The sequence below is a fragment of the Variovorax sp. AC194 genome (assembly GCF_979257995.1).
The window spans coordinates 6,456,000-6,482,511 of sequence record NZ_OZ409823.1; the positions used below are offsets into that span (position 1 = coordinate 6,456,000).

Below are 26,512 nucleotides of genomic sequence, written 5' to 3' on the forward strand. Positions count from 1 at the left end.
GGATCTTCAGATGTCGATCGCCACGATCTTGCGGATCATCGCGTAGCCCAGCATCAGCATGATGGCGATCACCGTCAGCACGACCCAGCCGATCGTCGTGGAGAAGAGGAGCCCCATCGTCGGTTGCATCAGGTACAGCACGCCCATCAGCAGCAGCGGAAAGAGCGTCATCACCAGCCCCTGGATGCGGCCTTGCGCGGTGAGCGCCTTGATGCGCCCTTCGAGAATGGCCTTCCGGCGCAGCGTCTCGGCCAGCACCTGCAGCGGCTCCGAGAGATTGCCGCCCACTTCCTTGGAGACGCGCAGCGCCACCACCACCAGCACGAAGTCGGGAATGCCCAGGCGCTGCGACATCTTCTGGATCGCATCGTCGAAGCTCACGCCCAGGCGCTGCTCCTTGAGCACCAGACCGAACTCCTGGCCGAGCGGCCCCACCTGGTCGCGCACCAGCACCTGGATGGCCACCGAAAGCGCGCTGCCCGCGCGCAGCGCACTGGCAATGAAGAGCAGCGCATCGGGCAGTTCCGATTCGATCTGCTGGCGGCGCTTCTTGCGCTGCCATGCGAACCAGCGCGCGGGCAAGAGGTAGAGCACCACCGCCGCCACCACGCCGCCGATCAGGTTGCCCGAGATGAGCCAGCCGATCGCACCGCACAGCGCCACCAGAAAGGCGTGCCCCGAGGCGAACGCGACCGCGTGCTGCGCCTGGAACTCCGACAGGTTCAGCGTGCGGCGGCCGCTCGCCTGCAGCTTGGACATCATCTTGCCCACCAGCTCCGGCGAGCGCTGCAGGAGCAGGTAGCCGCACAGCGTGATGAAGCCCATGCCGCAGAGCACGGAGGCCAGGAGGATCATTCCCTTCATGGCACGGTCTCCCCGAAGAGGTATTCCAGGTCCAGCTTCAGGCCGTGCTCCTGCAGGCGCGTGAAGAACTCGGGCACGGTGCCCGCCGCGGTGAAATGGCCGACGGTCTTGAACGTCTCGTCCACGCCGGTCTTGCGGAAGGCATACACGTCCTGCATCTGGATCGTGCCGTCGGCGAAGCCCGTGATCTCGGTGATCTGCGTGACCTTGCGGCTGCCGCACGGAAAGCGCGTGAGCTGCACGATCAGGTCCACGGCCGAGGCGATCTGCTCGCGGATCGCCGCCACCGGGATGTTCATGCCCGCCATGGTCACCAGCACCTCCAGCCGCGACATCGCATCGCGCGGCGAGTTGCTGTGCAGCGTGGTGAGCGAGCCGTCGTGGCCGGTGTTCATGGCCTGCAGCATGTCCAGCGCCTCGCCGCCGCGGCACTCGCCCACCACGATGCGGTCGGGCCGCATCCGCAGCGAGTTGCGCACCAGGTCGCGGATCGCGATGGCGCCCTTGCCTTCGATGTTGGCCGGCCGCGATTCGAGCGACACCAGGTTGGGCTGGCCGAGCGAAAGCTCGGCCGCGTCCTCGATGGTCACGATGCGCTCGTTGGACGGAATGAAGTTCGACACCATGTTCAGGAGCGTCGTCTTGCCGGTGCCCGTGCCGCCCGAGACGATGATGTTGAGCTTTTCCTCCACCGCGATGCGCATGAAGTCCACCATCTGCGCGGTGATGGAGCCGGTGCGGATCATCCCCTCGTGGCCCATGCGGTTCTTCGGAAATTTCCGGATCGTGACGCTGGGCCCGCGCAGCGCGAGCGGCGGAATGATCGCGTTCACGCGCGAGCCGTCTTTCAGGCGCGCATCCACCATCGGCGAGCTCTCGTCGATGCGCCGGCCCAGCGGCGTCACGATGCGCTCGATGGCGCCGAGCACCGCGATGTTGCTGGTGAAGGCGACGTTGGTGCGCTCCAGCCGCCCCGCGCGCTCGATCCAGATCTCGTCGAAGCGGTTGACCATCACTTCGGTCACGCTCTCGTCTTTCAGCAGCACCTCCAGCGGGCCCAGGCCGATGGCTTCGTCCAGCAGCTGCTGGCTCAGCAGCGCCCGGTCCAGCTCGGGCGGCATGTCGCGCGTGTCGCGGATGATCTCGGCGATCAGCGCGCGGATGTTCGAGCGCAGCTCCTCGTCCTTCATCTGCGCGGTGTCGATGCGGCGGTTGTCCAGTTGCTGGAGCAGCGTGCGGTGCAGCGAGCGGCGCCATTGCAGGAGCGGGTCCTCGATGGCGAGCGCCGCCTCGGCGTACTGCGCGGCTTCGGCCGCCTCCTGCGGATCGACGCCCGCGGGCTGGAGCGCCATATCGATCGACACCACCAGCGTGTGGCCGCCGATGATGATTTCCTCGCCGCCCTTCATCGGGCCGAAGCGCGTCACGCGGTTGCCGTCGACCCAGGTGCCGAAGAGGCTGCCCAGGTCCTGCACGAACACCTCCTCGTCGTGCAGAACGAACTGGGCGTGCAGCTTGGCGACGTTCCAGCCCGAGAGCACGATGTGGTTGCCGGCATCCTTGCCGACCTGGAGTTCCGCGACGTCGATCGGGATCTCGCGCACGACCTGCTGCGGGGAATTGACGAAGACCTTGTGCATGGTGGCGCTATCTCAAGGGGCGACAGGCTGGCCGGGCGTGCCGGCGGGAATGCCGCCGATGTCCGCGGCGGCGGGCGGCGGACGCGAACCGTACGGGTCCGACTTGTCCTCGGTCAGCGTGCCGAAGTTGCTTCCCACGTCCTGCTCGAGCTGGCGCGAGCGCTCGATGCGCGAGCGGCTGTCCGCCGGGACGACCACGCGCGGCGTGATGAACACCACCACTTCCTGTTCCTTGTCGGTGTCGTTGTCCGCACGGAAGGCGCGCCCGATGATCGGCGCCTTGCGCAGGCCCGGCACGCCGTCGCTGGAGCGCGTCGATTCGCGGCTCAAGAGACCCGACAGCACGATGGTCTCGCCGGCCTTCACGTTGAACTCGGTGTCGGTGCGCCGGATGAGAAGACCTGGAATGCCCTGCACCGCGACGCTGCGGTCGATGCTGCTCACCTCGGTGAGGATGCTGCCCGACACGTTGCCCTCGCCGTCGGCGATGGGCTTGATGTTCAGCCGCACGCCGTAGGGCTTGAACTCCACCGAGCCCGCGCCCTGCGTGCTGAGCGCGGGCAACGGGATCTCGCCGCCGGCCAGGAACTTGGCCTCGCCGCCGCTGCGGGTCGAGAGGTTGGGCGAAGCGAGCAAAAAGGCATTGCCGCGCTGCACCAGCAGGTTGATGCGCGAGGTGAGGCTCAGGCCGATGCCGAAGTACGCCTCGGGCATGCGCCGGTTCTGGCCCAGCAACGCCGTGCCCTGCGGCGTGGAGGTGTTGAAGGCCGAGCCATCGGGCAGGATGCGGTAGCTGCCGCTGGAGGCGATGTCCGAGAACAGGCCGAAGTTGAAGCCGTCGCCCGAGCTCTGCCAGCGCACGCCCAGGTCATCGAGCGCGGTCTTGCTGAATTCGACGATGCGCACCTGGATGTCCACCATGCGGTCCACGCGGATGCGGTCGGCCGTGGCCAGCGACACCACCGCGGGCGCATACAACTGGGCCACGGTGTTCAGGCGCTCCACCGCGGCCGGGTCCAGGCTGTTGCCGTCCATGATGATGCGCTCGCCGATGCGGCGGATGTTCACGCCCGAGATGCCGCGCGTGATCTCGCGCAGCTCGTCGGCGATGCGGTCCAGGTCCACCACGTTCACGCGCACCTTGAGCTTGCGCACGGTGCCGTTCTTGTCCCAGACATGCAGCGTGCTGTCGCCCGCGTCCTGCGCGGTGATGAGCATGTTCGCGCCGTCCAGCACGCGCGCCTCCAGCACCTTGCCGTTGCCTATGGCCACGCGCGAGACGCCCGGCATCTTGACCAGCACCATCTGCCCGACATAGAGCGTGAGCGCCTCCGGCAGGCGCTGCATCACGGTGGCGCGCGCGGCGATGCGCTGCAGTTCGGCCTCGGTGATGGCGGCCGGCGGCGGCGGCGCGGGCGGGCGGATGCCCGGCGAAGTTTCGGCGGGGCGAGATGTCGCCGGTCCGCCCGGCGACGCGAACGCCGGGGCAGGCGCGGGTGCCACGGTGCCCAGCGGCACGGGCGATGCCGCCGGCGCGCCGGGGTACGGACCCTGCGCCTCGGCCTGGAAAACAAGACACAGCGCCGTCGCTGCCAAGGTGCATCGCTTGAGGTTCATCGAACTTTTCTGGAGATCAGTAAAACGGGTGCGCCCCGCGGGGCAACGTTCGGGGCGGCAGGACTTCAGCGCGGCAACGCGCCGCCGGTGGGCAGCGCGGCACCCAGGCCGGGCGCAGGCGGCGCGCCGCGGCTGCCGGTGCCGCCGACGATGTATTCGACGCTCGGGCCCGAGGGTCCGCTGGCCACGGCCATCGCATGCGAGCGCTGCGGCCTGAAGCCAGCCACGATGGCGTCCAGGTCGACCGCGTCGACGCCGCTGGTCATGGTGGCGCGGTCCTCGGGGTTCCGCAGCGTGGCGATGATCTTGCCAAGGCGCTGCGCCAGGATGAGCTTCTGCGCGTCCTGCGGCTGGATCGCCACGGTCACCGTGGAGTAGCGCTGCTGCGCGTAGGGGTCGGTGTCGGCCGACACGTCGGAGCGCTTTCGCATCGCGGCGAACTGCTCCGAGGTGATCTGGCCGGTGGCGCGCACCTCCACGTCCTGCAGCAGCGGAATCACCACCGAGGGATCGTTGGCCGCGGATTTCTCGACCACGTACATGAAGTCGATGCGGTCGCCCGCGCGCAGCATGCCCGAGATGGAGCTGATCTCGTCCACCGGAATGGTGATGGCGCGCACGCCCTGCTCGATCTCCTGCGCGAACACCTTGCGCGGCGCCGAGAAGAACGACGCGAGCAGCGGCTTGCCGGCGGCCACCGGCACCGAGAGCTGGCGGCCCGAGAACTGCGCGAAGGTCTCGGGCGTGAGCGCGTCGTTGTGCACGTACTCGTTGGGCACCGAGCGCTTGGCCACCATGTTCGGCAGCACGGTGGTGCCGTCGGCCAGCGGCTGGCGCGCCACGACCACGTCGCGGCGCTGGCTGTCGGCGTCTTTCTCCAGGCTCGCGGCGATTTCGCGCTCGCTGGCCCGAAGGTAGTACCAGCCCAGGCCCGCGGCCAGGAGACCCAGCATCAGGGCACCGATCAGGGGGGACAGCCGTTTGACGCTTTGCTTGAACTTGAGGAGTCCCGGAGATGATTTCATGCCTGGCTACAAAGGATAGGAAAGGGTGTACGAGTAGGTCGACCAGGCGTCGCGGAAGGCCTTGATGAGCAGCCCGATCACCGAGCGGTCGGCGCCCGGGAAGGTGGCGAACAGCATCACGGCCAGGATGCCGGCGACGATCACGTATTCGGCGATGACCTGGCCGCGCTGGGCGCGGCGGGAAGAAGAACGGTGAGAACGATGGCGGCGTGCACGCATGTCGGTCGCGCTCATTCCGGCGTGGTCTGGCTGGCCACGATGAAGTAGCCGTCGTCGCGCTTGGAGATGGTCACCACCATCTCCTCGCTGTTGCGGCGGAACACCAGCGCCGAGCGCGTGCCGCCATCGACGGTGCGGTCCTGCTGCAGCGTCCAGCCCAGGCGGATCATCTGTTCGCGCAGGTAGAGCGCGTTGGTCTCCACGCTCACGTTGTTGGTGATGACGATGGTGCGGTTGCGCTGGCCCTCGTCGTAGGAGAGCGTGTCCGAGACCACCTGCGAGCCGGCCGGGCGCGGGAAGCCCTTGCCGATGCGCTCGGCGCGCTCGCGCAGCGCCTGCTCGCTCTGGACCTCGTCGTACATCACCGCCGCCACCAGCCGGCCCGCCGTGCCTTCGGGCCGCGCGCGCAGTTGCACGGTGACCTGGTACAGGCCGAAGCGCGCACCGAGCACGCGCATCGGGCCGACATTGCTCACGCCGTAGCCTGCCTTGTCGGCCAGCCACTTTTCGTAGAAGCGCGAGACGACCTCCAGTGGGTCCTTGGACTCGATGCCGCGGATCTGCATGGGGATGGTGTTCTGCTCGATGTACTCGGCGATCCAGAAGGTCTTGGCGCTCGCGGGGGACGGAATCGCGGGCCAGTCGCGCTGCGGCGGCGCCGCTGCGGCCGCACCGCACAGGCACAGCCACGCGGCGGCGAGCATCCATCGCAGAAACGGCGCGGGCAGGCTCATCAGGGCAGCGTGTTGACCACGGGGGTCGGCGGGAAGGCGCGGTAGTAGCGGAAGTGGTCCTTCACGCTGCCGCCGTTCGCCTCGCCGTCGCCGCCGGTCTCGCCGGTCGCCTCGGGCGGGATGCGCTCGAAGCGGTCCAGCGGCGTCTTCTCCAGCGCATCGCCCGGCGTGAAGCCCATGGTGAGGTTGTTCATGTCGAAGGCCGGAAAGATCTGCTTGATCTGGTAGGCCGTCTGGTGCATGCCGCCGCGCAGCTGCTGGTAGAAGGCGCCGTCCAGCAGCTTCATCGGCACCAGGCCCTGGATCTTGGATTCCTCGCGGTTCGTGCCGCCGGCGTTCCAGGCCTCGGTGAGCATGGTGACCTGCTCACTCATGTCCAGCGCGGGAACGTCCTTGAACTTGGTGTAGGTCTGGCTCACCTTCACCTCGTGGCGCAGGTACCCGCTGCTCACCATCTGGAACTTGCCCAGCGGCCCGGTGATGGCGTTGGCGCCGAGCGCAGCCTGCGCCACCCGGATGCCGTCGAACACCACGTCGCTCGCATTGAGCAGCGACGGCATGGGCGCGGCCGTGCTCGATGCGGTGACCGCCGTGGTGCGCTGGTCGATGGCCGGCAGCATCGGCTCGAACTCGGCGATGTCCGCGGCGTGGATGGAGATGCCGGGCGCCGAGCGGTCGCGAAAGATGTGGCGGCGCAGGTCGCGCGTGACCTCCGCATCGGTCTTCTTGATGGCACCCGAGGCGCCCTTGGCTTCCGCGGCGGTGATGCCTTGTTCTTCCGGCATCCACACGGTGCGCTGCCAGGCCACCAGCTTGGCGGCGGCCACGGTCTGCATGCGCTTGGTGCCGTATTCGGCGATGGCCGGAATCGCGGCCAGCGTGACGGCCGCGAAGGTCACGACGAGCAGGGTCTCGACCATCGCGTGGCCGGTGGAAGCGGCGGCAGCGCTCGCGCGCGCCAGGCCTCCGGACGGGCGTCGATGCGGGCGGGTCATGCGCGGGCTTTCTTCATCAGTTGCCGTTGTCTTCGTCGGCCGAGCCGCCGACGGCCGTGCCGCCCATGGCGATGGCGCGCGCCCACAGCGAGGGCTCCACGTTGTGCACGTGCCAGTAGGGGCTGAAGAGGCTGCGGTGCTCGATGTAGCCGCCGGCGAAGCCCACGTTGTACTTGCCGATCGTCGATGGGTCGGCCACCGCGTTGTCGCGGCGCGCCCAGCGGTCCTGCGGCCGGCGAAAGTACACCTGCGAGGTCGACAGCGCCTTGATCTCGCGGCCCTGGAAGTTGTCGCGCAGGCCCGCCTTGCCGTCGGCCGCGGAGTTGCCGAAGCCGGCGACCTCGCCCGTGCGCACCTTGTCGCCGCCCTTTTGCACCACGAGCGTGAAGGCCGGGCCCTTGTCGGTGTTCTTGCCCCACTTGAGCGGGTTGGCGCCCTTGAAGCCGTTCTCCGCGAGCCAGTTGTCCGACTCGTTGGCCACCATCGGTGGGTGGTCCTTGATCTCGGTGAAGCGGGGCATCGCCCAGCTCTTGGTGACCAGGCCGATGTCGGTGCGCGGGCTGTAGTGCAGCTTGGCGTTGAACACCAGCACCGCCAGCGGGGCCACCAGGATCTCGCCGTTGCTGTCGCGCGCGGCCCGCTCGAAGGATTCGCGCTCCATGTACGCGGTGTCGCCGATCTCGCCGTTCAGGCCGCCGTAGGTGCGCCCCTCGCGGGCGTAGCTGCGCAGCGTCAGGCGCTGGCCTTCCCAGCTCTTCATGTAGTTGGGCCCGCCCGCTGCAGCGGCGCCCGCGCCCAGGCCGAAGCGGCCGCGCAGGATGTCGTCCCAGCCGCCGATGAGATCGGTGTAGAGCACCCCGATGGGCAGCTTGATCTCGATCGAATCGGCCGACTGCCAGCGGATGCGCCCGGTCTCGTCGCCCACGGGAGCTTCGGTGGCGACCAGCTCGGTGCCGCCCTTCCATTCGAGCAGGCCGCCCATCATGTCGCCGGTGATGTCGCTGAAGCCCGGCGGCGAGGTCGGGCTGCTGGAGATCATGCCCTGCAGGGCGCCGGACATGCCCGAGGCGACCCAGCCCAGAACGTTGGGCAGGAAGCGGCGGTTCTTGGTCCAGTCGTCGCGCGTGGCCTGCGCAGCGTGCGCGAAGCGCAGCACCTCGTTGAACTCGTCGTCATCGAACGAGAGGCTGCCCGACTGGTGGTAGGTCCTGAGATACGTGCCCACGTCGGCCACGAACTTGATGACGAAGATCGCGGTCTCGGCCGCCGGCACCGAGGCGTCGGGGTCGTTCGAATTGACCACGTCCTTCACCAGCTGCGGCAACTGCGCCGTGGTGCCCACGAGCATCGCGACCTGGCTGGCCGAGATGCCCTGGTTGAACGCGCGAAGGATGTCGGCGCCGATCTGCAGCGGCTTGGCCGAGGGTTCCACGAAACCGGCGATGCGGTCGGCCGTGCGCTGCAGGCGGTTCGCCTTGGCGATGTTGCCCAGGTACTGGAAGAAGTAGATCCAGCCCACGACGGGAATGCGGCTTCTCTCCAGGTTGCGGATGCCCTTCATGGCCTCGGCCACGACCAGGCCCTCCTGGATGTTGGCCGCGCTCGTGATGAGCATGGCCATGGAGGTCTGCGCGCTCGCCAGCGTCGCGATGCTGGCCTCGTTGGCCGCCATCGCGCGGTTGGTGTAGGCCATGTAGTTGAGCGCGCGCGCCGTGAGCACGTTCGCGCTGTAGGTCGCCGCGTCGGCCGTGTTCTGCAGCTTCATCTTCTCGCGCGCTGCGGTGGCCGTGTTGTAGACCACCAGCACGCTCAGGAAGATGATCGGCAGCATCGCCACCAGGTACACGATCGCCTGGCCCGACTGGCGCCGGCGCGCGGACGCGCCGGCAGGGGCCAGGGGGAGCGAGGCGGCGGCTGGGGGCATCGCGCGATGTCGGTCAGGCCGTCAAAACATCAAGGCGTCAAGACGTCGGGAAGCGCCTTACTTCGTGGCGTCCGCGCCGCCCTTGGTGTACGTGCTCATGTTCATGTTGACCTGGGCGTTGGTCGATGCCTTGCCGGCCGCGGTCTGCGCGTTCGTGACTTCGGTGGCGCCCGACTGGCCGCCCACTTCCTTGGCCATGCCGGCCACCTGGTTGCGCATGGTCTGGCCGAAGAAGCTGAACACGGCGATCGCGGCGATGGCGATCAGGCCCAGGATCACGAGGTACTCGGTCATGCCTTGGCCGCGGATCTTGATCTTCGAGGCAATTTGGCTGCTCAACTGGGTCAGACGATGGATTTGCATGGGAGAAGTTCCTGAAAGGTGGCTGAAAGAACAGGCGGATCGTAGGGACGGTTGCGTCGCGTGTTCGATACAGTTTTTGCGAATCCCGATACAAATTAACATTCGTCAAACAGTCACAAATCAGCCGAATTCTTTAGTTCTCCAAACTGCCCGCGCCTTCGAAACGCAGTTGGCTCTGCCTGCGGAATTCGGTCGGCGTCACGCCCTTGATCTCGAGAAACCGGCGGTTGAAATTCGAGACGTTGTTGAAGCCGACCTCGTAACAAATCGAGGTGACGTAGCGCTCGCTCTGCATCAGCAGCAGGCACGCCTTGTTCACCCGCACCTCGTTCACGTAGCCGAGAAAACTGTGGCCCGTGGCGCGCCGGAAGAGCCGGCTGAAGCGCCCCGCGTTCATGCCGAGCTCGGCGGCAATGTCGGCCGCGCTGTGGTCCTTGGCGGGGTCGTTGGCGATGCGCGTGACCACGTCGTCGATGGCCTCGATGCCGTGGTCGCCGTCGGTCTGCATGCCTGAGAGGAGCCGGTAGTCGGTGCACACCGCCAGGTCGGCCAGGAAGTCGCAGAAGAGGCTGAAGCGCTTCAAGCCCCGCGCGCCTTTCACGCGGTGCCAGTGCGCCTCGGCGCTGGCGGCCATGCCGAAGAACTCGATGCCGTAGCGCGCGCGCTCCAGCATGCGCACCGCCTCCTGCAGTTCGGGAATGCGCTCGGCCGCCTCGAAGATCGGATCGTGCAGGAACTGGATCACCAGGTCGCGCTGCGGCACGCCTTCGGGCGGCAGGTCCAGCGAGATCCAGTTGTGCGGCAGCTTCGGGCCGCACAGCACGAGGTGCCCCGGCTCGAACGCGCCGATCCAGTCGCCCACGAAGGCCTGGCCCGAGGTGGCGACGATCAGGTGCAGCTCGTACTCCTCGTGGCAATGCCAGCGCGCCAGCGGCGTGGGAAAGCCGTGCTCCAGGCAGCGCACCAGTCCCACCTCGGTCGATGGCTCGTAGCCCAGGTCGGGCGAACGGGCGCGCTCGACCTCGAGTTCGGGGAGCAACTGGCGCGGCGATCGTTGGCTGGAGCTCGTCATGACTTTCTGTTGGACTGACAGGAAACAACACGCCCGCCATCTTGGGGCGCACGGGCGACACGGCAACGAATTGGCGATCTTCGGGGGCGAACATGTCCGCGGGCGCACTGGCAGGCAGCGGCAAGCGCAGGGATCGGGTTCGCGCCGCGGACGATATGGTTTGGCCCTTGCAATTGCCAGACCCTATGCGAACTACGAAGATTCGTATGCGCGCACGGCAAGCGCCAAATTAGCGCCGCCGGTGCTGTCTAGACAGCGGGTTTTTACGGTGGCGCGCCAGCGCGGCATGCGCTTGCAACAGGGGCAATGGGTCACCTGTCTAGACGACCTGCCCGACGCTGCATTTCATCGCTTCAAGCCGCGGCCAGCACCGTCATCACCGCCACGCCCTGCAATGCCAAACGTTTGCGCATGGTCAGCACCGCCTGGTCCTTGCTGATGAGCAGCGCGCGCTGCGCCACCGCCAGGTCGATGAAGACCTGGTCGTCCGGGTCCTTGCACACGCAGGGCGCGCGCGGCGGCATGTCGGCCACGAGATGCGCGCGGGCGTCGAAAGCCGCCAGCACGCTGGCTGCGTCCATCTGCCGCTGGGCCAGCCGGCGCACGATCAGCGGATAGCCGAGCACCCGCGCGAGCTCGGTGCGCATGGGCGCGGTGGCGATCCAGCGCAGCGTGCCGGCCGCGAGCGCCGCGGCCAGCGGCACGCAGTCGGGGTTGTCGAACACGAACAGGTCGAGCGCGATGTTGGTGTCGATGACGACGAGGCCGGATTCTGGAAGGGTCATGGCGGCGTGGAGATGACCGCCGATGTTGCACCATGTGCGACCCCGGTCAGCCGCAGGTCGGGCGCAACGCCCCACAATGCTGCGGCGCGCACCACGCCCTCCTCGCCCTCCTTCATGAAACGACTGCCGCTGCTCTGCCTCGCCCCGCTCGCCCTGCTTGCCTGCGTGGTCGCGCGCGCCGAATGGCTGACGCTGAGCGGCACGCCCGGCGATGCGGCCAGCAGCTACGTGCAGGTCGACCCGACCCGCATCGAAGTCGACGGCGCGCGCCGCGGCGTGACCCTGCGCATGAGCCTGGCGGAAGACGTCATCGGCAAGGACGGTTTCAAGCTGCGCTCGTTCGAGGCCCGGGCCAGCGTCGACTGCGAGGCGCGCACCGCGCGCTACGTGAGCGCCACCTACTTCAGCCTGCCGAACTTCGTCGGCGAGCCCGTGGCCGTGAAGCATTTCGAGGACGACGACGTCCGCCCCCTGACGCTGCCCGGCGCGCCGCCCGAGCTGGCCGCGCGCACGGTCAACGCCGCCTGCAGCGTCGGCAACGTCGGCAGCAGCAAATAGTCAGAACCCGCGCAGGTCGTCCACCGGCAGCGCGAGGGCCGCGCCGGTGATGCGCTCCAGCGTGCGCCCGATGACGCCGATGTCGTTGTCGAAGCCGCCGTGCCCCGCCGTCTCCAGCACCGGCTTGCCGTTGGCGTCGAGCGCGACCTGGATGCGGTCGTCCTTCACCCGCTGGGTGCGCCGGTCCAGCTTCGCGGCCTTGGCCGAGTTGCGCCAGACCGAGAGCGCCTCGCCGGTGTCGGACGAACCGTCCCACCCCGAATAAGCCTCGTCGTTCACCCGGTCCAGGCCCAGGATCGGCGTGTGCAGGTCGGCCTCCAGCGCGTTCGAGACGAGGTACAGCAGCGACTTGCGGTAGACCTTGCCGACGTTGTCGTCGGACTCGATCTTTTCGGAGAGCACGTCCAGGTGCAGCCGTTCCATCACCGCCGCGTTGCTCGCGTAGTGGCGGTTCGCGAAGGCGACGGTGCAGGCCGGCGCGTAGAGGTTCACCGAGGCGAGCCGCTCGCCGAGGCCGCCGTCGCGCCCGGCGCGCTTGCGTGCACTCAACGCGCTCAGCAGGTGGCCGATGGCGATGGAGCCGGCCGAATGGCCGACCAGGTGCAGCTCGAACTGGTCGCTCCAGTTGGAGGCCAGCGCCTGGAGCGCATCGAGCAGCAGGTCGCCGCCGCGGCGGTCGGCGAACGCGAGCTCGGCGTTCTCCTTCATCTCGCTCCAGATCGGGCGCGCGAGCGGGCGGCCGATGCCTTTCTCGATCAGGAGATCGGTCTTGTCGGTGATGCGCTCGCCCACGCCGCCGCCTGCGGGCAGCGACGGCAGCTTGCCCGCGATGATTCCGCCGATCGATTCGAAGAGCCCCGTCTTCCACACCAGGAACAGCGGATAGCAGCCGTTGCCCACGAAGTAGCGCCCCATGGCGCAGGCGCGCTCAATGGCTTTGTCTTCGTTGTTGAGGCCGCCGTGCACGTAGAGCACCAGGCGCTTGCGCGGCGAGGGCTGGCGGCGGAACCAGTCGTCGGGCAGCACGCAGGCCTGCTGCTGGAGCTTGCGCGGCTGCTCGTCCTCGGTGAGGTAGCGGCTCACGCGGCCGTCGTTGCCCAGCACCACGCTGTGCTGGTAGGCCAGGCCCGTGTCCCACCACTTGTTGCGGTCCGCGGCCGATGCGCTGCCGCGCGCCTCGGTGGCGGCGGCGCCGTTCACCGCGAGCCGGCCGGCCACCACGCCCGGCACACCGAGCGAGACCACCCAGGCGTCCATCGCATGCGCGAGCCAGTCGAGGTAGCCGATCACCGCGAAGCCGCCCGCGCCCCAGCGATTGCCCCACGAGTTCTGCAGGATGAAGCCCTGCGCGTTGAAGCCGATCAGCGCGAAGGCATGGCCGCCTTCTTCGGAGCGCCGGCCGTCGAACGGAATGAGCGGAAGGTCGGCATGCGTCTTCGGTGTCCTGGAGAGCTTCACCGCGTTCCAGCCCGCGTGCGTGAAAGACGAGACGAACACCGCGCGGTGCTGCGCGATCGCGGCCTGCATGTCGGTGATCGACGAGGTCTCGATGCGGTAGTACACGCCCAGGGTGACGTTCGCCGCGCGCGCGGCGAAGCCGTAGGTCGCGGCGCTCGACTTCTCGCTCGAATAGGGCCAGTCCGGCTCCAGGCACACGCCGTTGTTGAACCAGCCCTTGAGCGCGCCGCGGCAGCTCGAGCCTTCGTAGTTCTCGCCCTCGTACTCGTCATGCCGGCGCGCCAGCGTGTAGAGCATGCGCGGGCTCACCGACTCCATCTTCGCGGGCGTGTGCGCCTTCACCCAGCGCAGGTAGTTGACGACGCAGCTCAGGCCGAAGCCGGTGCACGCGCCCTCCTGGCCCTGGTCGAGGATGAGCCCGGCCTTGTCGTAGGCGGGCAGGTACTTGCGCATTTCCTCCACCGGCGGGTACTCGTCGGGCAGGCTGATCGCGGCGGGCTGGTAGAGGCGATCGCGCAGATCCGCGGCGTCCTTGCGGGTGCGCAGGTCGGTGGTGCGGCGCGCGGGGGCCTTCGGCTTGGCCGCCGCTGCGGCGCCTGCGTGCGCTACCGCGGGCACATCGCTCCACACCGTCTTCGCGCGCTCGAACACGTCGCGAAAACGATCCAGGCCGTGCGCGCCGCCGTTGACCAGCCGGCGCGCTTCGCGCAGGCCGTCGCGCCCGCCCACGCCGTCGTTGCGGATCGCGTCGCGAAACTTCACCGCCTTGTCGGCCAGGAACAGCGCGAGCAGCACCGCCGCGATCTCCGGCGCATTCGCGCGATCGGGCGTCGCCTCGAGCGGCAGGCCCACGCGCTGGCCGTAGCGCTGGTAGTTGTCCTTGCCCGTCAGCTGCACGAAGCCCCGGCCGCGGTAACGCTCGCCATCGCCGGACTGGCCGTTGCCCAGGTCCGTGCGCATGTCGTAGAGGCTGAAGGGCGCGCCGCCGGGTGGCGTGTTGAACTTGGAGATGCCTTCGGAAATGGGCACGAAGCCCTCGGTCTCGGCGCGGATGGTGCCCAGGGCGCCGAGGATCATCGGCCGGTCGGTGAGCTTCGCGACGCCGAGCGCGGCCTCGATGTAGGGCAGGTAGCGCGCGATGTTCGCGGCCTTGGTGGCGGGGAACAATTTGCTCACGTGCCCCACGTCGAGCACCAGTTCGAACGCGCGTTTGTCCAGCGCGATGAGCCCGAGCAGCACCTGGCAGCGCGGCCCGATGACGCCGTCGCCGATGAGCCCGACGCCCGCCTGCCATCGGCGGATGGCGGCGTCGAAGTCGTCGTCGATCGGTGTGCCGGATCGGGCGAGCGACGCGAACAGGTCCGCGTCGCTGCCGAGTGCTTTTGCGAGGGCCTTGCGCAGGCGTTCGACGTCTTCGCCGACGCTGCCTTTGCTCATCAGGATGTCCATGCCGCTTCCCCTTCATGCTGGCCGTGACGGGCCGCGGGACGCATGGTGAAACTCGCGAGGGGGCGCGTCTATTTGTCTAAATGACTAGGCCAAGTGTTGCGCTGGGCTGATTCATTCGGGGCGTGTGCACAGGCCACCGGGTACTCCCCTCCGCGAATGTCCCCCGGGCTTCGCCCTCCTCCTTGATTTCGCTGCGGGGAGCACCCGATGCCCTGCGCACTTGGGCACGCTGCTGGTGATCGGCGATCAACGACCGCTCTGAAAGCGCTCCCGCTGATGGTGGGCTCTGTTTCGCGAAATCAAGGAGGAGGCGAAGCCGGGGGACATTCGCGAAACAGAGCCCACCGTCGGCGGGAGTGCCGCCCTGAAGGGGCCTATTTCCGCGCAGACCCCGCGACCATGTCGAAGCGGAACAGCCGGCACTCAATAGGACCGTTCCACATCGGCACGCGGCGCGATTCCTTCAGCCGCATCTGCTTGGGCAGCTTCAGGTCCGGCGTCAGGACCCAGGCCGTCCACCCGGCATAGTTCTTCTTCCAGTGGGTGGCCAATTGAGGGAAGAAATCGCTGCCATCGCCCTCTTCGGTCTGCGCGGATTCGCGCGCGCCCGCACGCGCCACGCCACCGACTTCGATCCGTTCGCCATAGGGCGGATTGAGCATGATCACCCCGCCCTCGGCCGGCGGCATGCGCTGCAGCGCGTCACCGCCGCGGAACTCGATGGCCTCGGCCACGCCGGCGCGCTCCGCGTTGCGCTCGGCGAAGTCGACCATGCGGTGCGACACGTCCGAGCCGAAGATCGCGACGCTGCCCGGCTTCACGGCCGATTGCGCTTCCTTCTTGATCGCGTCCCACACGTGCGCCTGGAACGGCAAGAGCTTCTCGAAACCGAAGCGCCTGAGCGAACCGGCCGCGATGCCGCGCGCGATCTGCGCCGCCTCGATGGCGATGGTGCCGCTGCCGCAGCAGGGGTCGTACAGCGGCTCATCGGCCACCGCGCCCGTCTCGGGGTTCCACCAGCCGCTGGCCGCCAGCATGGCGGCGGCCAGGGTTTCCTTCAGCGGGGCGTCGCCCTTGTCCTGGCGCCAGCCGCGCTTGAAGAGCGGCTCGCCCGAGGTGTCGATGTAGAGCGTGCAGCTGTCGGTGGTCAGGTGGGCGAACACGCGGGTGTCGGGCCACTGGGTCTCGATGCTGGGGCGCACGCCGTTGGCCTTGGCGCGGAAGCGGTCGGCAATGGCGTCCTTGATGCGCAGGGTGGCGAAATTCAGGCTCTGCAGCGGGCTGTGCTGGGCGGTGGTCTCGATCTTGAAGGTCTGCTTGGGCGTGAACCAGATCTCCCAGGCCACGCCGCTCGCAATCGCGTACAGGTCGTTCTCGTTGCGGTAGGGCGCATGGGCCAGCTCGACCAGCACGCGCTGCGCGAGCCGGCTGTGCAGGTTCAGCTTCAGGGCGTCGCGCCAGTCGGCGCGCACTCTCACGCCGCCGCGCAGCGTGAGCAGGTCTTGCCCGACGCGGCCGGTGAGGGCGTGCACCTCCTGGGCGAGGAATTCCTCGACGCCGGCGGCGCAAGGCAGGAAAAAGGAAAGATCGTTCACGGAAAGTTGGCCATCGGGAAGCCCGACTAGGGGCCTGCATTGTCGCCGCGTCACAGAGCTTCTCTATATAGTCGATTTGCCGATGAATCCCACCCCCGCACCCATGGTCGCCCCGCCCGCCGATGCCAGCAGCGACCGCTTTGCGATCCAGTGCGAGGTGCTGCGGCTCTCGATCCGGCCCATCGGGCCGGTGCTGCTGGTGCAGTACCTGCTCAATTGCGGCGTGGCGGCGCTCTTTGCCTGGCAGTACTCGCTCACGCGCGCGCTGGTGTGGATCGCGCTCATCACCGGGGTGACGGTGATGCGCGGCTTCTTCCCCCAGCGCCTGCCCGACCCCTTCACGCCCCCGAGCCTGCGCCGCGCCCAGCGCGTGCACGCGCTGCGCACCGCCATCTGGGAGCTGGCGCACGGGCTGGCCGGCGTGCTGCTCTTCAACCCCGAGCGGCCCGACCAGCAACTGCTGCTCGGCCTGATGCTGATGGGCATGACGCTGTCGTCGGCGTTCTCGGTGTCGTTCTATACGCCGGCCACGCAGCTGGCGATCACGCTCTTGCTCGCGCCGGTGATCGTCACCGGCCTCACGCTGGGCGCGCCGACGATGATGGCCGTCTCGGTGATCGGCATCGGCCTCACGGCCATGATGTGGAAGCTGGTGGCCGAGCGCTCGCGCCAGCTGGAGGAAAACATCGGCCTGCGCCTGAACGAGCGCACGCTGCGCGAGCAGGCGCTCGCGGGCCTGCGCGCCTCCGAGCAGGCGCAGGCCGAGCGGCTGCGCTTTTTCTCGGCCGCCAACCACGACCTGCGCCAGCCGGTGATGGCCATCGGCCTGCAGGCCGAGGTGCTGCGCCAGCAGCTGGACACCGGCGCGGACGCCGGCGCCGTGCAACACACGGTGGTGTCGCTCGCGCGGGCGCAGCAGGCGCTCGAAGGGCTCACCAACCAGCTGCTCGAAATCGGCCGCATCGAGGCGGCCGTCGATCCGCTGCGGCCGGTGGCAGTGGCGCTGGCGCCGCTGCTGCAGGACCTGGCGCGCCAGGCCGGCGATGGCCGCGTGACGGTGCGCTGCCCGGCCGGGGCCGTCGCGTGGAGCGATGCGGTGTCGCTGCGCCGCGTGCTGGCCAACCTGGTCGACAACGCCGTCAAGTTCACGCCGCGCGGCCGCGTGCTGCTGGCGGTGCGGGCGCGGCACCGGGGCGCCGAGCGGGCCTGGCGCGTCGAGGTGCGCGACAGCGGCATCGGCATCGCGGCGGATTCGCAAGAGCGCGTGTTCAACGACTTCGAGCAGATCGGCAATGCCGAGCGCAACCTGCAGCACGGGCATGGCCTGGGCCTGGCGATCGTGCGGCGGCTGGCGGCGCAGCTGGGCATCGAGGTGTCGCTGCGCTCGGCGCCGGGCCGGGGGTCGGTGTTCGGCTTCGAGCTGCCCGCGGCGCTGGGCTTCGGGGCGGCGGCCACGCAGATCGCCCCCGCGCCGTTGACCGCCCCCGGCGCCGCGCTCGCGCTGCGCCCGGGCCTCGCGGTGCTGGTGGTGGAAGACAACGCGGTGGTGGCCGACAGCCTGTTCGCGCTGCTGCGGCAATGGGAGGCGCAGCCGCGCGTCTATGCGAGCGCCGCCGAGGCGCTGGCGCTGGCCGACCTGCAGGCGATCGACGTGGCGCTGTGCGACATCCGCCTGCCGGGGGCGCTCGACGGCGTCGCGCTCGCGGAGCGGCTGCAAAAGCAGAACCCGGCGCTCACCATCGCGCTGATCTCGGCCGACATCAACGAGGCCACGCAACGGCTTGCCGCCGAGCGCGGCTGGCATGCGCTGCGCAAGCCCGTGCAGCCGGACGAATTGCGCGGCGTGCTGCTGCGGGCCCAGCGGCCTGCCTGACCTCCGGGATATGCTCCGCGCACAGGCCCTCCCCTGCACCCGATGTCCGCCGACACCCCTCTTCACCCCCAAGCCGCCAGCCTGCGCTATGGCACCGTGGCCATCGTGCTGCACTGGCTGCTCGCGGCCATGATCGTCGGCTCGCTGGGCGTGGGGCTCTACATGACCGGCCTGCCCTTCTCGCCGCAGCGCATCAGGCTCTACAACTGGCACAAGTGGGCCGGGGTCACGATTCTTCTGCTGTCGGCGCTGCGGCTGCTGTGGCGGCTCTCGCACCGTCCGCCCGCGATGCCGTCGCAGGTGCTGGCCGCCATGCCGCGCTGGCAGCGCGCGGGCCGCCGCGCGAGCCATGCGCTGATGTACCTGCTGTTCTTCGCGGTGCCGCTCGCCGGCTGGGCCTACACCTCGGCGCTGGGCATTCCGGTCGTGTGGTTCGGCGTGCTGCCGCTGCCCGACTTCATGCCGCTCGACAAGGACCTCGCCGAGGCCCTGCTCAAGCCGCTGCACAAGGCGAGCGCCTTCACGCTGGCCGCGGTGGCGCTGCTGCACACCGCGGCGGCGCTCAAGCACCACTGGATCGACCGCGACGGTCTTTTGAAACGCATGTGGCCCGCATCCGACCGTCCACGCCACTGAAGGAAATCCGCCCGATGACGCGCCTCTTTTTCCCGAGCCTCGCGGCACTGGCCTTCGCGGCGGCCATGCCCGCCGCGGCCGATCCCTCCGCGAAGCTGGTCGCCGACAAGAGCCAGATCGCCTTCGTGAGCAAGCAGATGGGCGTGCCGATGGAAGGCGCCTTCAAGAAGTTCGACGCGCAGATCGCCTTCGACCCGAAGAAGCCCGAAGGCGGCAGCATCGCGCTGCAGATAGCCATCGCCGGCGCCGGTTTCGGCGTGGCGATGAGCGATGCCGAGTTGCCCAAGGCGCCGTGGTTCGACGCCGAGAAATTTCCCCAAGCCACGTTCCAGTCGAGCGCCATCAAGGCGCTGGGCGAGGGCAGGTTCGAGATGGCGGGCAAGCTCACCATCAAGGGCACGTCGAAATACGTGACGGTGCCCTTCGCCATCGCGCCGGCCGGCGGCAACTATTCGGTGGCCACCGGCAGCTTCACGCTCCAGCGCCTGGACTACAAGGTGGGCGACGGCGAGTGGACCGACACCTCGGTGGTCGGCAACGACGTGCAGGTGCGCTTCAAGCTCACGCTCGCGGGCCTCGGGCCGCTCTGAGATTTCACCCTTTCGATTGCACACCCCGCTCTCACATTCCATGTCCCTCATTCCATGTCCCACATTCCCACCGCCATGAAGAAGCTCCTCCTCGCCTCGGCGCTGTCGGCCACGGCGCTGCCGTTCGCCGTCGTCGCGCAGGAATACACGGCCCCCGCCGTGGCCGCCAAGCCCGCGGGCGGCCCCGTGAAGAACGGCAACTACGTGATCGACCCCACGCACACCTTCGTGATGTACGAGATGGGCCACTACGGCACCACCACCAACCGCGGCCGCTTCAGCACCAAGGACGGCTCGGTGCAGATCGACGGCACGGGCGCCAGCGGCAAGGTCGACATCACGATGGACATCGGCACCATCAACACTGGCGTGGACCTGCTCAACCGCCACGTGCAGAGCAAGGATTTCTTCAACGTCGCCGAGTTTCCGACCGGCCGCTTCGTGGCCGACCGCATCGACTTCAGCGGCGACAAGGTGGTCGACGTGCCGGGCACCCTCACGCTGATGGGCCAGACCAGGCCGGTGACGCTGAAGGCCGTGCGCTTCAACTGCTACCTGAATCCGCTGATCAACCGCCAGGTGTGCGGCGGCGACTTCGAGACCACCGTGCAGCGCAGCGATTGGGGCATCAACTGGGGGCTGAACTTCGGCTTCGAGAACAAGGTGAAGCTCTTGGTGCAGGTCGAAGCGGTGAACGTGCAGCAATGACGACGCAAGGACGCACGCGATGATGGACACCACCCTCTCCCTGCTCGGCATCGCCGGCGCGATGACCGTGGGCGCGATGAGCCCCGGCCCGAGCTTCGTCATGGTCGCGCGCACGGCCGTGGCGTCGCGCAGCGACGGGCTCGCGGCGGCGCTGGGCATGGGCGCGGGCGGCCTCGTGTTCGCGATCGCGGCGCTCGCGGGGCTGCAGGCGGCGTTTCTCGCGGTGCCGGGGCTCTACCTCGCGATCAAGGGGTTCGGCGGCGCTTACCTGATCTACCTGGGATTTCGCATCTGGCGCGGCGCGCGGCAGCCGCTCGCGATGACGCAGGACGCCGATGCCTCGTCGAGCCGGCCGCAGGGCCGCGGCGGGCGCACCTTCCTGCTCGGGCTGGCCACGCAGGTCAGCAATCCGAAGACGGCCGTGGTGTACGCGAGCATCTTCGCGGCGTTCCTGCCGCGCGAGGTGCCGCTGGTGCTGGCGCTCGCGGTCCCGGTGGTGATCTTCTGCATCGAGACGGGGTGGTACGCGATCGTCGCGCTCGCGCTGTCGTCGGCGGCGCCGCGTTCGGCGTACCTGCGCTACAAGGCCTGGATCGACCGAGCGGCCGGCGGCGTGATGGGATTGCTGGGCCTGCGGCTCGTGTGGTCGGCCGTGCGCGAAAGCTGAGGCCCCACCCGTTCGGGCCGAGCCTGTCGAAGCCTCGCGCGGCGCTTCGACTAGCTCAGCGTGAACGGCACTTTTGCAAGCAAGCCGCCAGGGATCACAGCAGGCTCTCCGGCGTCAGCGGTGCCAGCAACTCGAGCATCGTGCGGTCCCAGAAGCCGGAGTCGGGCTCCTCGTTCAGCACGGTGGTCTTGCCGCCCTCTTCGCTGATCCACTCGATGTGCGCCTGCCCGCTGCCTTCGACGAAGCGCAGCCGGTAGGCGCCCTGCTGCTTGAGCACATCGATGAGCTTGAGCGCTTGCTGCGCCATCTCGGGGCTGCGGATGAACAGGCCGATCTCGGTGTTGTGCGTCTCCGAGCGCGGGTCGAAATTCATCGAGCCGACGAAGAGGATGCTGCGGTCGATGACGGCAGACTTCGCATGCAGCCGCCCCACCGAAGTGCCGAACAACCCGAGCCGCACGCTGCGCCGCGTGCGCGTGGTGCTCAGCTCGTAGAGGTCGACGTCGAGCTTGAGCATCTCGGGCCGGTAGCGGCGGTAGGCGGTGTGCACCAGCGGCTCGTCGGTGGCCGCGAGCGAATTGGTGACCACGCTGATCTTCACGTTGCGCCGTCGTATCTCCTTCATCACCTCGAGCCCCGCGGCGCCCGGGATGAGGTAGGGCGAGACGATGGTCACCTCGCTGCGCGCGCGGCGCATCTGCTCGACCACGTTGTAGCGCACGCTGTCGACGTCCAGCAGCGGCACGCCGCCGTACGACGCGGTCTTGCCGATCACGCGGTCGGGCGAATCGGCATACGCCTCGGCCAGCGTCCAGATCAGGTCGAGCTTGCCGGCGTTCAGGTCCTCGGCCATCGGGCTGTAGCCCAAGAGGTCGTTGGGCGCGGGCCTGGGCGGCGGGGGCGTGGTGTCGGGGCCGGTGGCGGCGTCGAAGCGCCTTTGCAGTTCCTCGCGCGAGAGGTCGCTCGCGACGACCGCCTCGACCGGCCGCACGTAGATGCTGTTCCAGTACTGGTCGAACAGCACGCCCAGGCGCGGGACGAGCGCGCCGGCCACGAAGGTGTCCAGGTCGAGGAAGTTCTCGCCCGCCGTGCGCGTGAAGTACTGGTTGCCGATGTTGCGCCCGCCCGCCACCGCCATCGCGCCGTCGGCGATGAAGAGCTTGTTGTGCATGCGGCGGTTGACGCGGCTGAAGTCGAACAGCGACGCGGCAAAGCGCTTGAGCAGGCTGCCGCGCCCGGCCGGAAACGGATTGAACAGGCGCAGCTCCACGTTCGGCGTGGCGGCCAGGCCGCGCAGGAGTTCGTCTTCGCCCGACGTGTACAGGTCGTCCATCAGGAGGCGCACGCGCACGCCGCGCCGGGCCGCATCGCGCAGGGTGCGCAGGAGGTAGCGGCCGGTCTCGTCGTTCTCGATCTGGTAATACTGCACGTCCAGCGTGCGCTGGGCGCGGCGCGCGAGCTGGATGCGGGTGTCGAAGGCGAAGTCGCCGCCGGGCATCAGGCGAAAGCCGCTCAGGTCCGCATCGGGCTGCGAGGCCAGCGCGATGCGGCCGAGCGCGGTATCGGTCGAGGCAGCAATGGCCTTGGTGGGCGCGCGCGGCGCCTCGTCGGGCAAGGTGGCGCAGCCGGTGAACAGCAACGCGGTTGCGATGGCGAAGACCCAATGCCCACAACGCGACCAACGCGACAGCAGGCGACGGGTCATCGGCGGCTTTCTACAGGGCCTTGCGCAGGTTGGCCGGCGCGATGCGCAGCGCCTCGCGGTACTTGGCCACGGTGCGGCGCGCGCACTCGATGCCCTGCTCCTTGAGCATCTCGGAGATCTGGCTGTCCGACAGCGGCTTCTTGATGCTCTCGGAGCTCACGAACTGCTTGATGAGCGCGCGCACCGCGGTGCTCGACGCATTGCCGCCGGTCTCGGTGCCCAGCGCCGAGCCGAAGAAGTACTTGAGCTCGACCGTGCCGAACGGCGTGGACATGTACTTGGCGGTGGTCACGCGCGAGATCGTCGATTCGTGCAGGCCCAGCTCGTCGGCGATCTCGCGCAGCACCAGCGGGCGCATCGCGAGCTCGCCGTGCACGAAGTAGCTCTTCTGGCGCTCCACGATGGCATTGCTCACGCGCAGGATGGTGTCGAAGCGCTGCTGGATGTTCTTGATGAACCAGCGCGCCTCCTGCAGCCGCTGCGACAGCGCCTGGCTGCCCTCGCCCTTGTGCGACTTGAGCGCGCCCGCGTAGATGTCGTGCACGCGCAGGCGCGGCATCACCTCGGGGTTGAGCATGACGCGGAACTTGATGTTGGTGCCGCGGCCGGTCTTGGTGACGATCACGTCGGGAATGACGATGTTGCGCTCGACGTCGACGAAGCGGCGGCCCGGCTTGGGCTCCAGGCGCGCGATGATCTGCAGCGCCGAGCGCACCAGCTCTTCGTTGGTGCGCGTGAGCGTGGCCAGGCGCTTGAAGTCGCGCCGCGCGAGCAGCTCCATCGGCTGCTTGCAGATCGCGATGGCGGTCTTGCGAACGAGCTCTTCGTCCTCGGTCTCGTCTTCGCTCGCGAGCGCGCGCAGCTGGATGCCCAGGCACTCGCCCAGGTCGCGCGCGCCGACGCCCACAGGCTCCAGGCTCTGCAGCAGGCCGAGCGCCACCTGGAAGTGGTGCACGAGTTCGTCGAACTGGTCGTTGTCGTCGCCCGCCAGGCCCGAGGCCAGCGCGGGGAGCGAGTCTTCCAGGTAGCCGTCGTCGTTGAGCGATTCGATCAAGAAGCGCAGCGCGGCCCAGTCGTTCTCGTTCAGGCGCAAGCTCAGCGCCTGGCGGTGCAGGAACGATTGCAGCGACTCCTGGCTGCGCGCGAGTTCGGTGGCGTCGGCGCGTTCGTCGTCGCCCAGGTTGTTCTGGCGCGCGGGGGCGTCGCTGCCCCACTCGCTGTCGTCGGGCGCCATGTCGACGGTGCCGTCGCCTTCCCAGTCGGGCTCGCGCTCGGCGATTTCGGCGGCGGGGCCGTCGGTGTCGGGGGTCGAGGTGGTTTCGCTGGAAGTGGTCGCGCTGCTGGGTGGGGCCGAGGCGAAATCGCTCTCGCCGTTTTCACCCACGTCGTCGCGCGGGGGCGGCGTGTCGACGGCGTCGAGCCCGAATTCCTCGCGCGCCGCTTCTTCCGCGGTGCGTTCGAGGAACGGGTTCTCGTCCAGCATCTGCTCGACCTCCTGGCTCAGTTCGAGCGTGGAGAGCTGCAGCAGGCGGATCGACTGCTGCAGCTGTGGCGTGAGCGCCAGATGCTGCGAGACGCGAAGGGACAGCCCTTGCTTCATGAAGACCCGACCCTCCCTTACATGCGGAAGTGTTCGCCCAGGTACACCCTGCGTACCTCGGCGTTGTCGACGATCTCCGAGGGTGTGCCTTGTGCCAGCACGTGCCCGTCGCTGATGATGAAAGCGTGATCGCAGATGCCCAGCGTTTCGCGCACGTTGTGGTCGGTGATGAGCACGCCGATGCCACGTTCCTTCAGGAAACTGATGATCCGCTGGATCTCGATCACCGCGATCGGGTCGATGCCGGCGAAGGGCTCGTCCAGCAGGATGAAGCGCGGCTGCGTCGCCAGCGCGCGCGCGATCTCCACGCGGCGGCGCTCGCCGCCCGAGAGCGCGAGCGCGGGCGAATCGCGCAGGTGATCCACGCGCAGGTCGGTCAGCAGTTCGGACAGGCGCTCTTCGATGTGCTTTTTCGAAAGCGCCACCACCTTGCCGCTCTCGTCGGGCTCGCGCTGCAGCTCGAGCACGGCGCGCACGTTTTCCTCGACCGTGAGCTTGCGGAAGATCGACGCTTCCTGTGGCAAGTAGCTCAGGCCCATGCGGGCGCGGCGGTGGATCGGCATGTGGGCGATCGGCTCGCCGTCGATGGTGATCTCGCCCGCATCGGCGCGCACCAGCCCGACGATCATGTAGAACGACGTGGTCTTGCCGGCGCCGTTGGGGCCGAGCAGCCCGACGACTTCGCCCTTCTGCACGTCCAGCGAGACGTCCTTCACGACGGTGCGGCTGCCATAGCTTTTCTTCAGGCCGCGCGCGACCAGGCGGCTGCCCGGGACGTTGTTGGCTTCCTGGATTCCGGCGTGTTCGATCACTTGCGCCCTTCTCCCTCTCCACCGAGCGTAGTGGTCGAGCGCAGGCCGGTGCCGGGCGCGGGGGTGGGAGCCGGTGCCGCGGGCTTCGCGCCGGCCGGGGCCGAGGCGCCGGGCTTGGGCGCGGTGGCGGCCTTCGGGGTGAGGATGGTCTTGACGCGGCCGCTGGGGGTCGATGCGTTCACGGCGGTGTTCGGCGGCACGGTGGAGCCGTTGACGGTGTAGGTGTCGTTGCTCTGGTCGTAGACGATCAGCGCGCCCTGGCTCTCGTCGTTCGGCGTGGCGCCCAGCAGGCGGCGCATGGTGGCGTTGCGGATGAACTTGACGTTGTCGGCGCGGCTGTCGTACTCGATGACTTCGGATTCGCCTTCGATCCACTCGTCGGGCGCGTTGCGCTTCTGCTTGTAGTAGGCCCGCTTGCCGGGTGCCGCCGTGACCACGCCGTACTGGTAGCCCTCGGCGTCCTGGCGCACATCCAGGCGCGCGCCGCGGATGATGATCGTGCCCTTGGTGACCAGCACGTTGCCGGTGAACACGCTGGTCTGCTTCAGGTCGTCGTACCGCATCGCATCGGACTCGATGTTCATCGGCTTGGTGCGGTCGGCGGTCTCGGCCAGGGCGCCCGAGGCGAGGCCGGCCAGCAACAGCGCGCCGATGGCCAGGCGGCCGATGCGACGAATGAGGGGGGTGTGGTGTGGGTAGGAGGGCAATGTCATAGAGGCACGAAACTTGCTCTGAACCATTGTATGCGGCGGATTAACACTGGTTACCAGCGCCGATGAAAAAGGCCCGCCAAAGCGGGCCAGGTGTCCCTCTCGGGAGACACCGCGCAACCGGCGCCGCCGGACCGCAAGTGTCGCCCCCTTGCAAGGGGGCAGGCGCAGCGGACACGAAGCGCCGCGCAGCCTGGGGGGTCAGCCCTTCTTCGCTTCGCCGACCAGGAAGTTGACGACCTGCAGCACGTTGCTCATGTTGCCGGCGGTCTCGCCGTCCACGTACCAACGTCCGGCCACGGCCATCGCCGGCACGCCGGCCACCTTGTAGGCATCGGTCATCTGCGAGGCGCGCTTGGCCTTGCTGGCCACGCCGAACGAGGTGAAGACTTCCTTGAACTTGGCGCCATCGATGCCGTTGGCCGCGACCCAGGCAATGATGTTGGCGTCGCCGTTGACGTTCTGGCGCTGCTTGTGGATCGCGTTGAAGACCTTCGGCTGGAATTCGTCGACCTTGCCCAGCGCCTCGAGCGCGTAGTACAGGCGCTGCTTGGCTTCGACGTCGTTGCCCACGAAAGGCACCGGGATGCGGCGGAAGGCGACTTCCTTGGGTGCCGTCTTGGCCCAGGCTTCGAGGGCGGGCTCGAAGTCGTTGCAGTGGGGGCAGTTGTACGAGAAGAACTCGACCACCTCGACCTTGCCGGCCGGCGCATCGACCGGCACGCGCTTGTCGAGCACGAGGTACTCGGAGCCGGCCTTGGGCGTGCGCGCCTGGGCGTGGGCCGGATTGGCGGCCAGCGAAAGCAGCCCGAGCGAAGTGGCGGCCAGCGAAAAGTCACGACGTTTCATTGAAAGGGTTCTCCTGTTGGTACGGCAGACTGAGCCGGCGCGCGGCGAGGAGTTCCTCGCAAGC

Annotated in this window: 24 protein-coding genes; 6 read left to right on the forward strand and 18 right to left on the reverse strand. The window is 68.5% G+C overall.

Annotated elements, in window-relative coordinates:
* Positions 1-6: 6 nt before the first annotated feature.
* From ACZYRS_RS30460 to ACZYRS_RS30510, 11 genes are all read right to left on the reverse strand, one after another.
* Positions 7-864, reverse strand: coding sequence for a type II secretion system F family protein (locus ACZYRS_RS30460; protein WP_093436872.1), 858 nt, complete (start codon positions 862-864; stop codon positions 7-9).
* Positions 861-2,504, reverse strand: coding sequence for an ATPase, T2SS/T4P/T4SS family (locus ACZYRS_RS30465; RefSeq protein ID WP_463422191.1), 1,644 nt, complete (start codon positions 2,502-2,504; stop codon positions 861-863). The genes ACZYRS_RS30460 and ACZYRS_RS30465 overlap by 4 nt, the downstream gene beginning before the upstream one ends.
* 12 nt (positions 2,505-2,516) lie before the next feature.
* Positions 2,517-4,121 (reverse strand): type II and III secretion system protein family protein, encoded by a 1,605-nt coding sequence (locus ACZYRS_RS30470; protein WP_463422192.1) that lies wholly within the window; start codon positions 4,119-4,121, stop codon positions 2,517-2,519.
* Between the two features lie 65 nt (positions 4,122-4,186).
* On the reverse strand, positions 4,187-5,146 hold the full coding sequence (cpaB, locus tag ACZYRS_RS30475) for a Flp pilus assembly protein CpaB (protein WP_463422193.1): 960 nt from the start codon (positions 5,144-5,146) through the stop codon (positions 4,187-4,189).
* Positions 5,147-5,152: 6 nt separating this feature from the next.
* Entirely contained in the window at positions 5,153-5,380 is a 228-nt protein-coding gene (locus ACZYRS_RS30480; RefSeq protein WP_233102010.1) for a hypothetical protein, read from the reverse strand.
* Positions 5,377-6,099 carry a hypothetical protein gene (locus tag ACZYRS_RS30485; protein WP_463422194.1) on the reverse strand — a complete coding sequence of 241 codons (723 nt, stop codon included), beginning with the start codon at positions 6,097-6,099 and terminating at the stop codon, positions 5,377-5,379. The genes ACZYRS_RS30480 and ACZYRS_RS30485 overlap by 4 nt, the downstream gene beginning before the upstream one ends.
* Positions 6,099-7,094, reverse strand: coding sequence for a hypothetical protein (locus tag ACZYRS_RS30490; protein WP_463422195.1), 996 nt, complete (start codon positions 7,092-7,094; stop codon positions 6,099-6,101). The genes ACZYRS_RS30485 and ACZYRS_RS30490 overlap by 1 nt, the downstream gene beginning before the upstream one ends.
* Positions 7,095-7,110: 16 nt before the next feature.
* Positions 7,111-9,018 carry a Tad domain-containing protein gene (locus tag ACZYRS_RS30495; protein ID WP_463422196.1) on the reverse strand — a complete coding sequence of 636 codons (1,908 nt, stop codon included), beginning with the start codon at positions 9,016-9,018 and terminating at the stop codon, positions 7,111-7,113.
* A 57-nt stretch (positions 9,019-9,075) separates the two neighbouring features.
* Positions 9,076-9,381 (reverse strand): pilus assembly protein, encoded by a 306-nt coding sequence (locus tag ACZYRS_RS30500; protein WP_198788325.1) that lies wholly within the window; start codon positions 9,379-9,381, stop codon positions 9,076-9,078.
* A gap of 133 nt (positions 9,382-9,514) precedes the next feature.
* Positions 9,515-10,453: an AraC family transcriptional regulator gene (locus ACZYRS_RS30505; protein ID WP_198788326.1), complete on the reverse strand. Its 939-nt coding sequence runs from the start codon at positions 10,451-10,453 to the stop codon at positions 9,515-9,517.
* 353 nt (positions 10,454-10,806) lie between these two features.
* Complete coding sequence (locus ACZYRS_RS30510) at positions 10,807-11,238, reverse strand: putative toxin-antitoxin system toxin component, PIN family (protein ID WP_198788327.1); 432 nt, start codon at positions 11,236-11,238, stop codon at positions 10,807-10,809.
* 114 nt (positions 11,239-11,352) lie between these two features.
* Between ACZYRS_RS30510 and ACZYRS_RS30515 the strand changes: the two genes are divergently transcribed.
* The gene (locus ACZYRS_RS30515; RefSeq protein WP_463422197.1) at positions 11,353-11,796 is read left to right on the forward strand and encodes a surface-adhesin E family protein; all 444 of its coding nucleotides are present in this window, start codon (positions 11,353-11,355) and stop codon (positions 11,794-11,796) included.
* Here ACZYRS_RS30515 and ACZYRS_RS30520 read toward each other — a convergent pair whose 3' ends face one another.
* Together ACZYRS_RS30520 and ACZYRS_RS30525 are read right to left on the reverse strand one after the other, a co-directional pair.
* Entirely contained in the window at positions 11,797-14,691 is a 2,895-nt protein-coding gene (locus ACZYRS_RS30520) for a C1 family peptidase (RefSeq protein ID WP_463422198.1), read from the reverse strand.
* A 386-nt stretch (positions 14,692-15,077) separates the two neighbouring features.
* Positions 15,078-16,298, reverse strand: coding sequence for a THUMP domain-containing class I SAM-dependent RNA methyltransferase (locus ACZYRS_RS30525; protein ID WP_198787171.1), 1,221 nt, complete (start codon positions 16,296-16,298; stop codon positions 15,078-15,080).
* A gap of 103 nt (positions 16,299-16,401) precedes the next feature.
* Here ACZYRS_RS30525 and ACZYRS_RS30530 point away from each other — a divergent pair, with 103 nt between their 5' ends.
* The 5 genes from ACZYRS_RS30530 to ACZYRS_RS30550 all read left to right on the forward strand — a co-directional run bounded on the left by ACZYRS_RS30530 (position 16,402) and on the right by ACZYRS_RS30550 (position 20,772).
* Entirely contained in the window at positions 16,402-18,171 is a 1,770-nt protein-coding gene (locus tag ACZYRS_RS30530; RefSeq protein ID WP_463422199.1) for an ATP-binding response regulator, read from the forward strand.
* Between the two features lie 42 nt (positions 18,172-18,213).
* On the forward strand, positions 18,214-18,807 hold the full coding sequence (locus ACZYRS_RS30535) for a cytochrome b (protein WP_463422200.1): 594 nt from the start codon (positions 18,214-18,216) through the stop codon (positions 18,805-18,807).
* A 14-nt stretch (positions 18,808-18,821) separates the two neighbouring features.
* On the forward strand, positions 18,822-19,397 hold the full coding sequence (locus ACZYRS_RS30540) for a YceI family protein (RefSeq protein ID WP_463422201.1): 576 nt from the start codon (positions 18,822-18,824) through the stop codon (positions 19,395-19,397).
* A 75-nt stretch (positions 19,398-19,472) separates the two neighbouring features.
* Positions 19,473-20,105 (forward strand): YceI family protein, encoded by a 633-nt coding sequence (locus ACZYRS_RS30545; RefSeq protein ID WP_463422202.1) that lies wholly within the window; start codon positions 19,473-19,475, stop codon positions 20,103-20,105.
* A 19-nt stretch (positions 20,106-20,124) separates the two neighbouring features.
* Entirely contained in the window at positions 20,125-20,772 is a 648-nt protein-coding gene (locus ACZYRS_RS30550) for a LysE family translocator (protein WP_463422203.1), read from the forward strand.
* 94 nt (positions 20,773-20,866) lie between these two features.
* On the opposite strand, the gene ACZYRS_RS30555 is transcribed toward ACZYRS_RS30550, so the two are convergent.
* The 5 genes from ACZYRS_RS30555 to ACZYRS_RS30575 all read right to left on the reverse strand — a co-directional run bounded on the left by ACZYRS_RS30555 (position 20,867) and on the right by ACZYRS_RS30575 (position 26,448).
* Positions 20,867-22,477, reverse strand: coding sequence for a phospholipase D family protein (locus ACZYRS_RS30555; RefSeq protein WP_463422204.1), 1,611 nt, complete (start codon positions 22,475-22,477; stop codon positions 20,867-20,869).
* Positions 22,478-22,487: 10 nt separating this feature from the next.
* Positions 22,488-24,077 carry an RNA polymerase factor sigma-54 gene (rpoN, locus tag ACZYRS_RS30560; protein WP_198787164.1) on the reverse strand — a complete coding sequence of 530 codons (1,590 nt, stop codon included), beginning with the start codon at positions 24,075-24,077 and terminating at the stop codon, positions 22,488-22,490.
* A 17-nt stretch (positions 24,078-24,094) separates the two neighbouring features.
* Positions 24,095-24,889 carry an LPS export ABC transporter ATP-binding protein gene (lptB, locus tag ACZYRS_RS30565; protein WP_463422205.1) on the reverse strand — a complete coding sequence of 265 codons (795 nt, stop codon included), beginning with the start codon at positions 24,887-24,889 and terminating at the stop codon, positions 24,095-24,097.
* Positions 24,886-25,602, reverse strand: coding sequence for a lipopolysaccharide transport periplasmic protein LptA (gene lptA / locus ACZYRS_RS30570; RefSeq protein WP_463422206.1), 717 nt, complete (start codon positions 25,600-25,602; stop codon positions 24,886-24,888). Before lptA ends, lptB begins: the two co-directional genes overlap by 4 nt.
* A gap of 198 nt (positions 25,603-25,800) precedes the next feature.
* Positions 25,801-26,448 carry a thiol:disulfide interchange protein DsbA/DsbL gene (locus ACZYRS_RS30575; protein ID WP_198787161.1) on the reverse strand — a complete coding sequence of 216 codons (648 nt, stop codon included), beginning with the start codon at positions 26,446-26,448 and terminating at the stop codon, positions 25,801-25,803.
* Between the last annotated feature and the right edge of the window lie 64 nt (positions 26,449-26,512).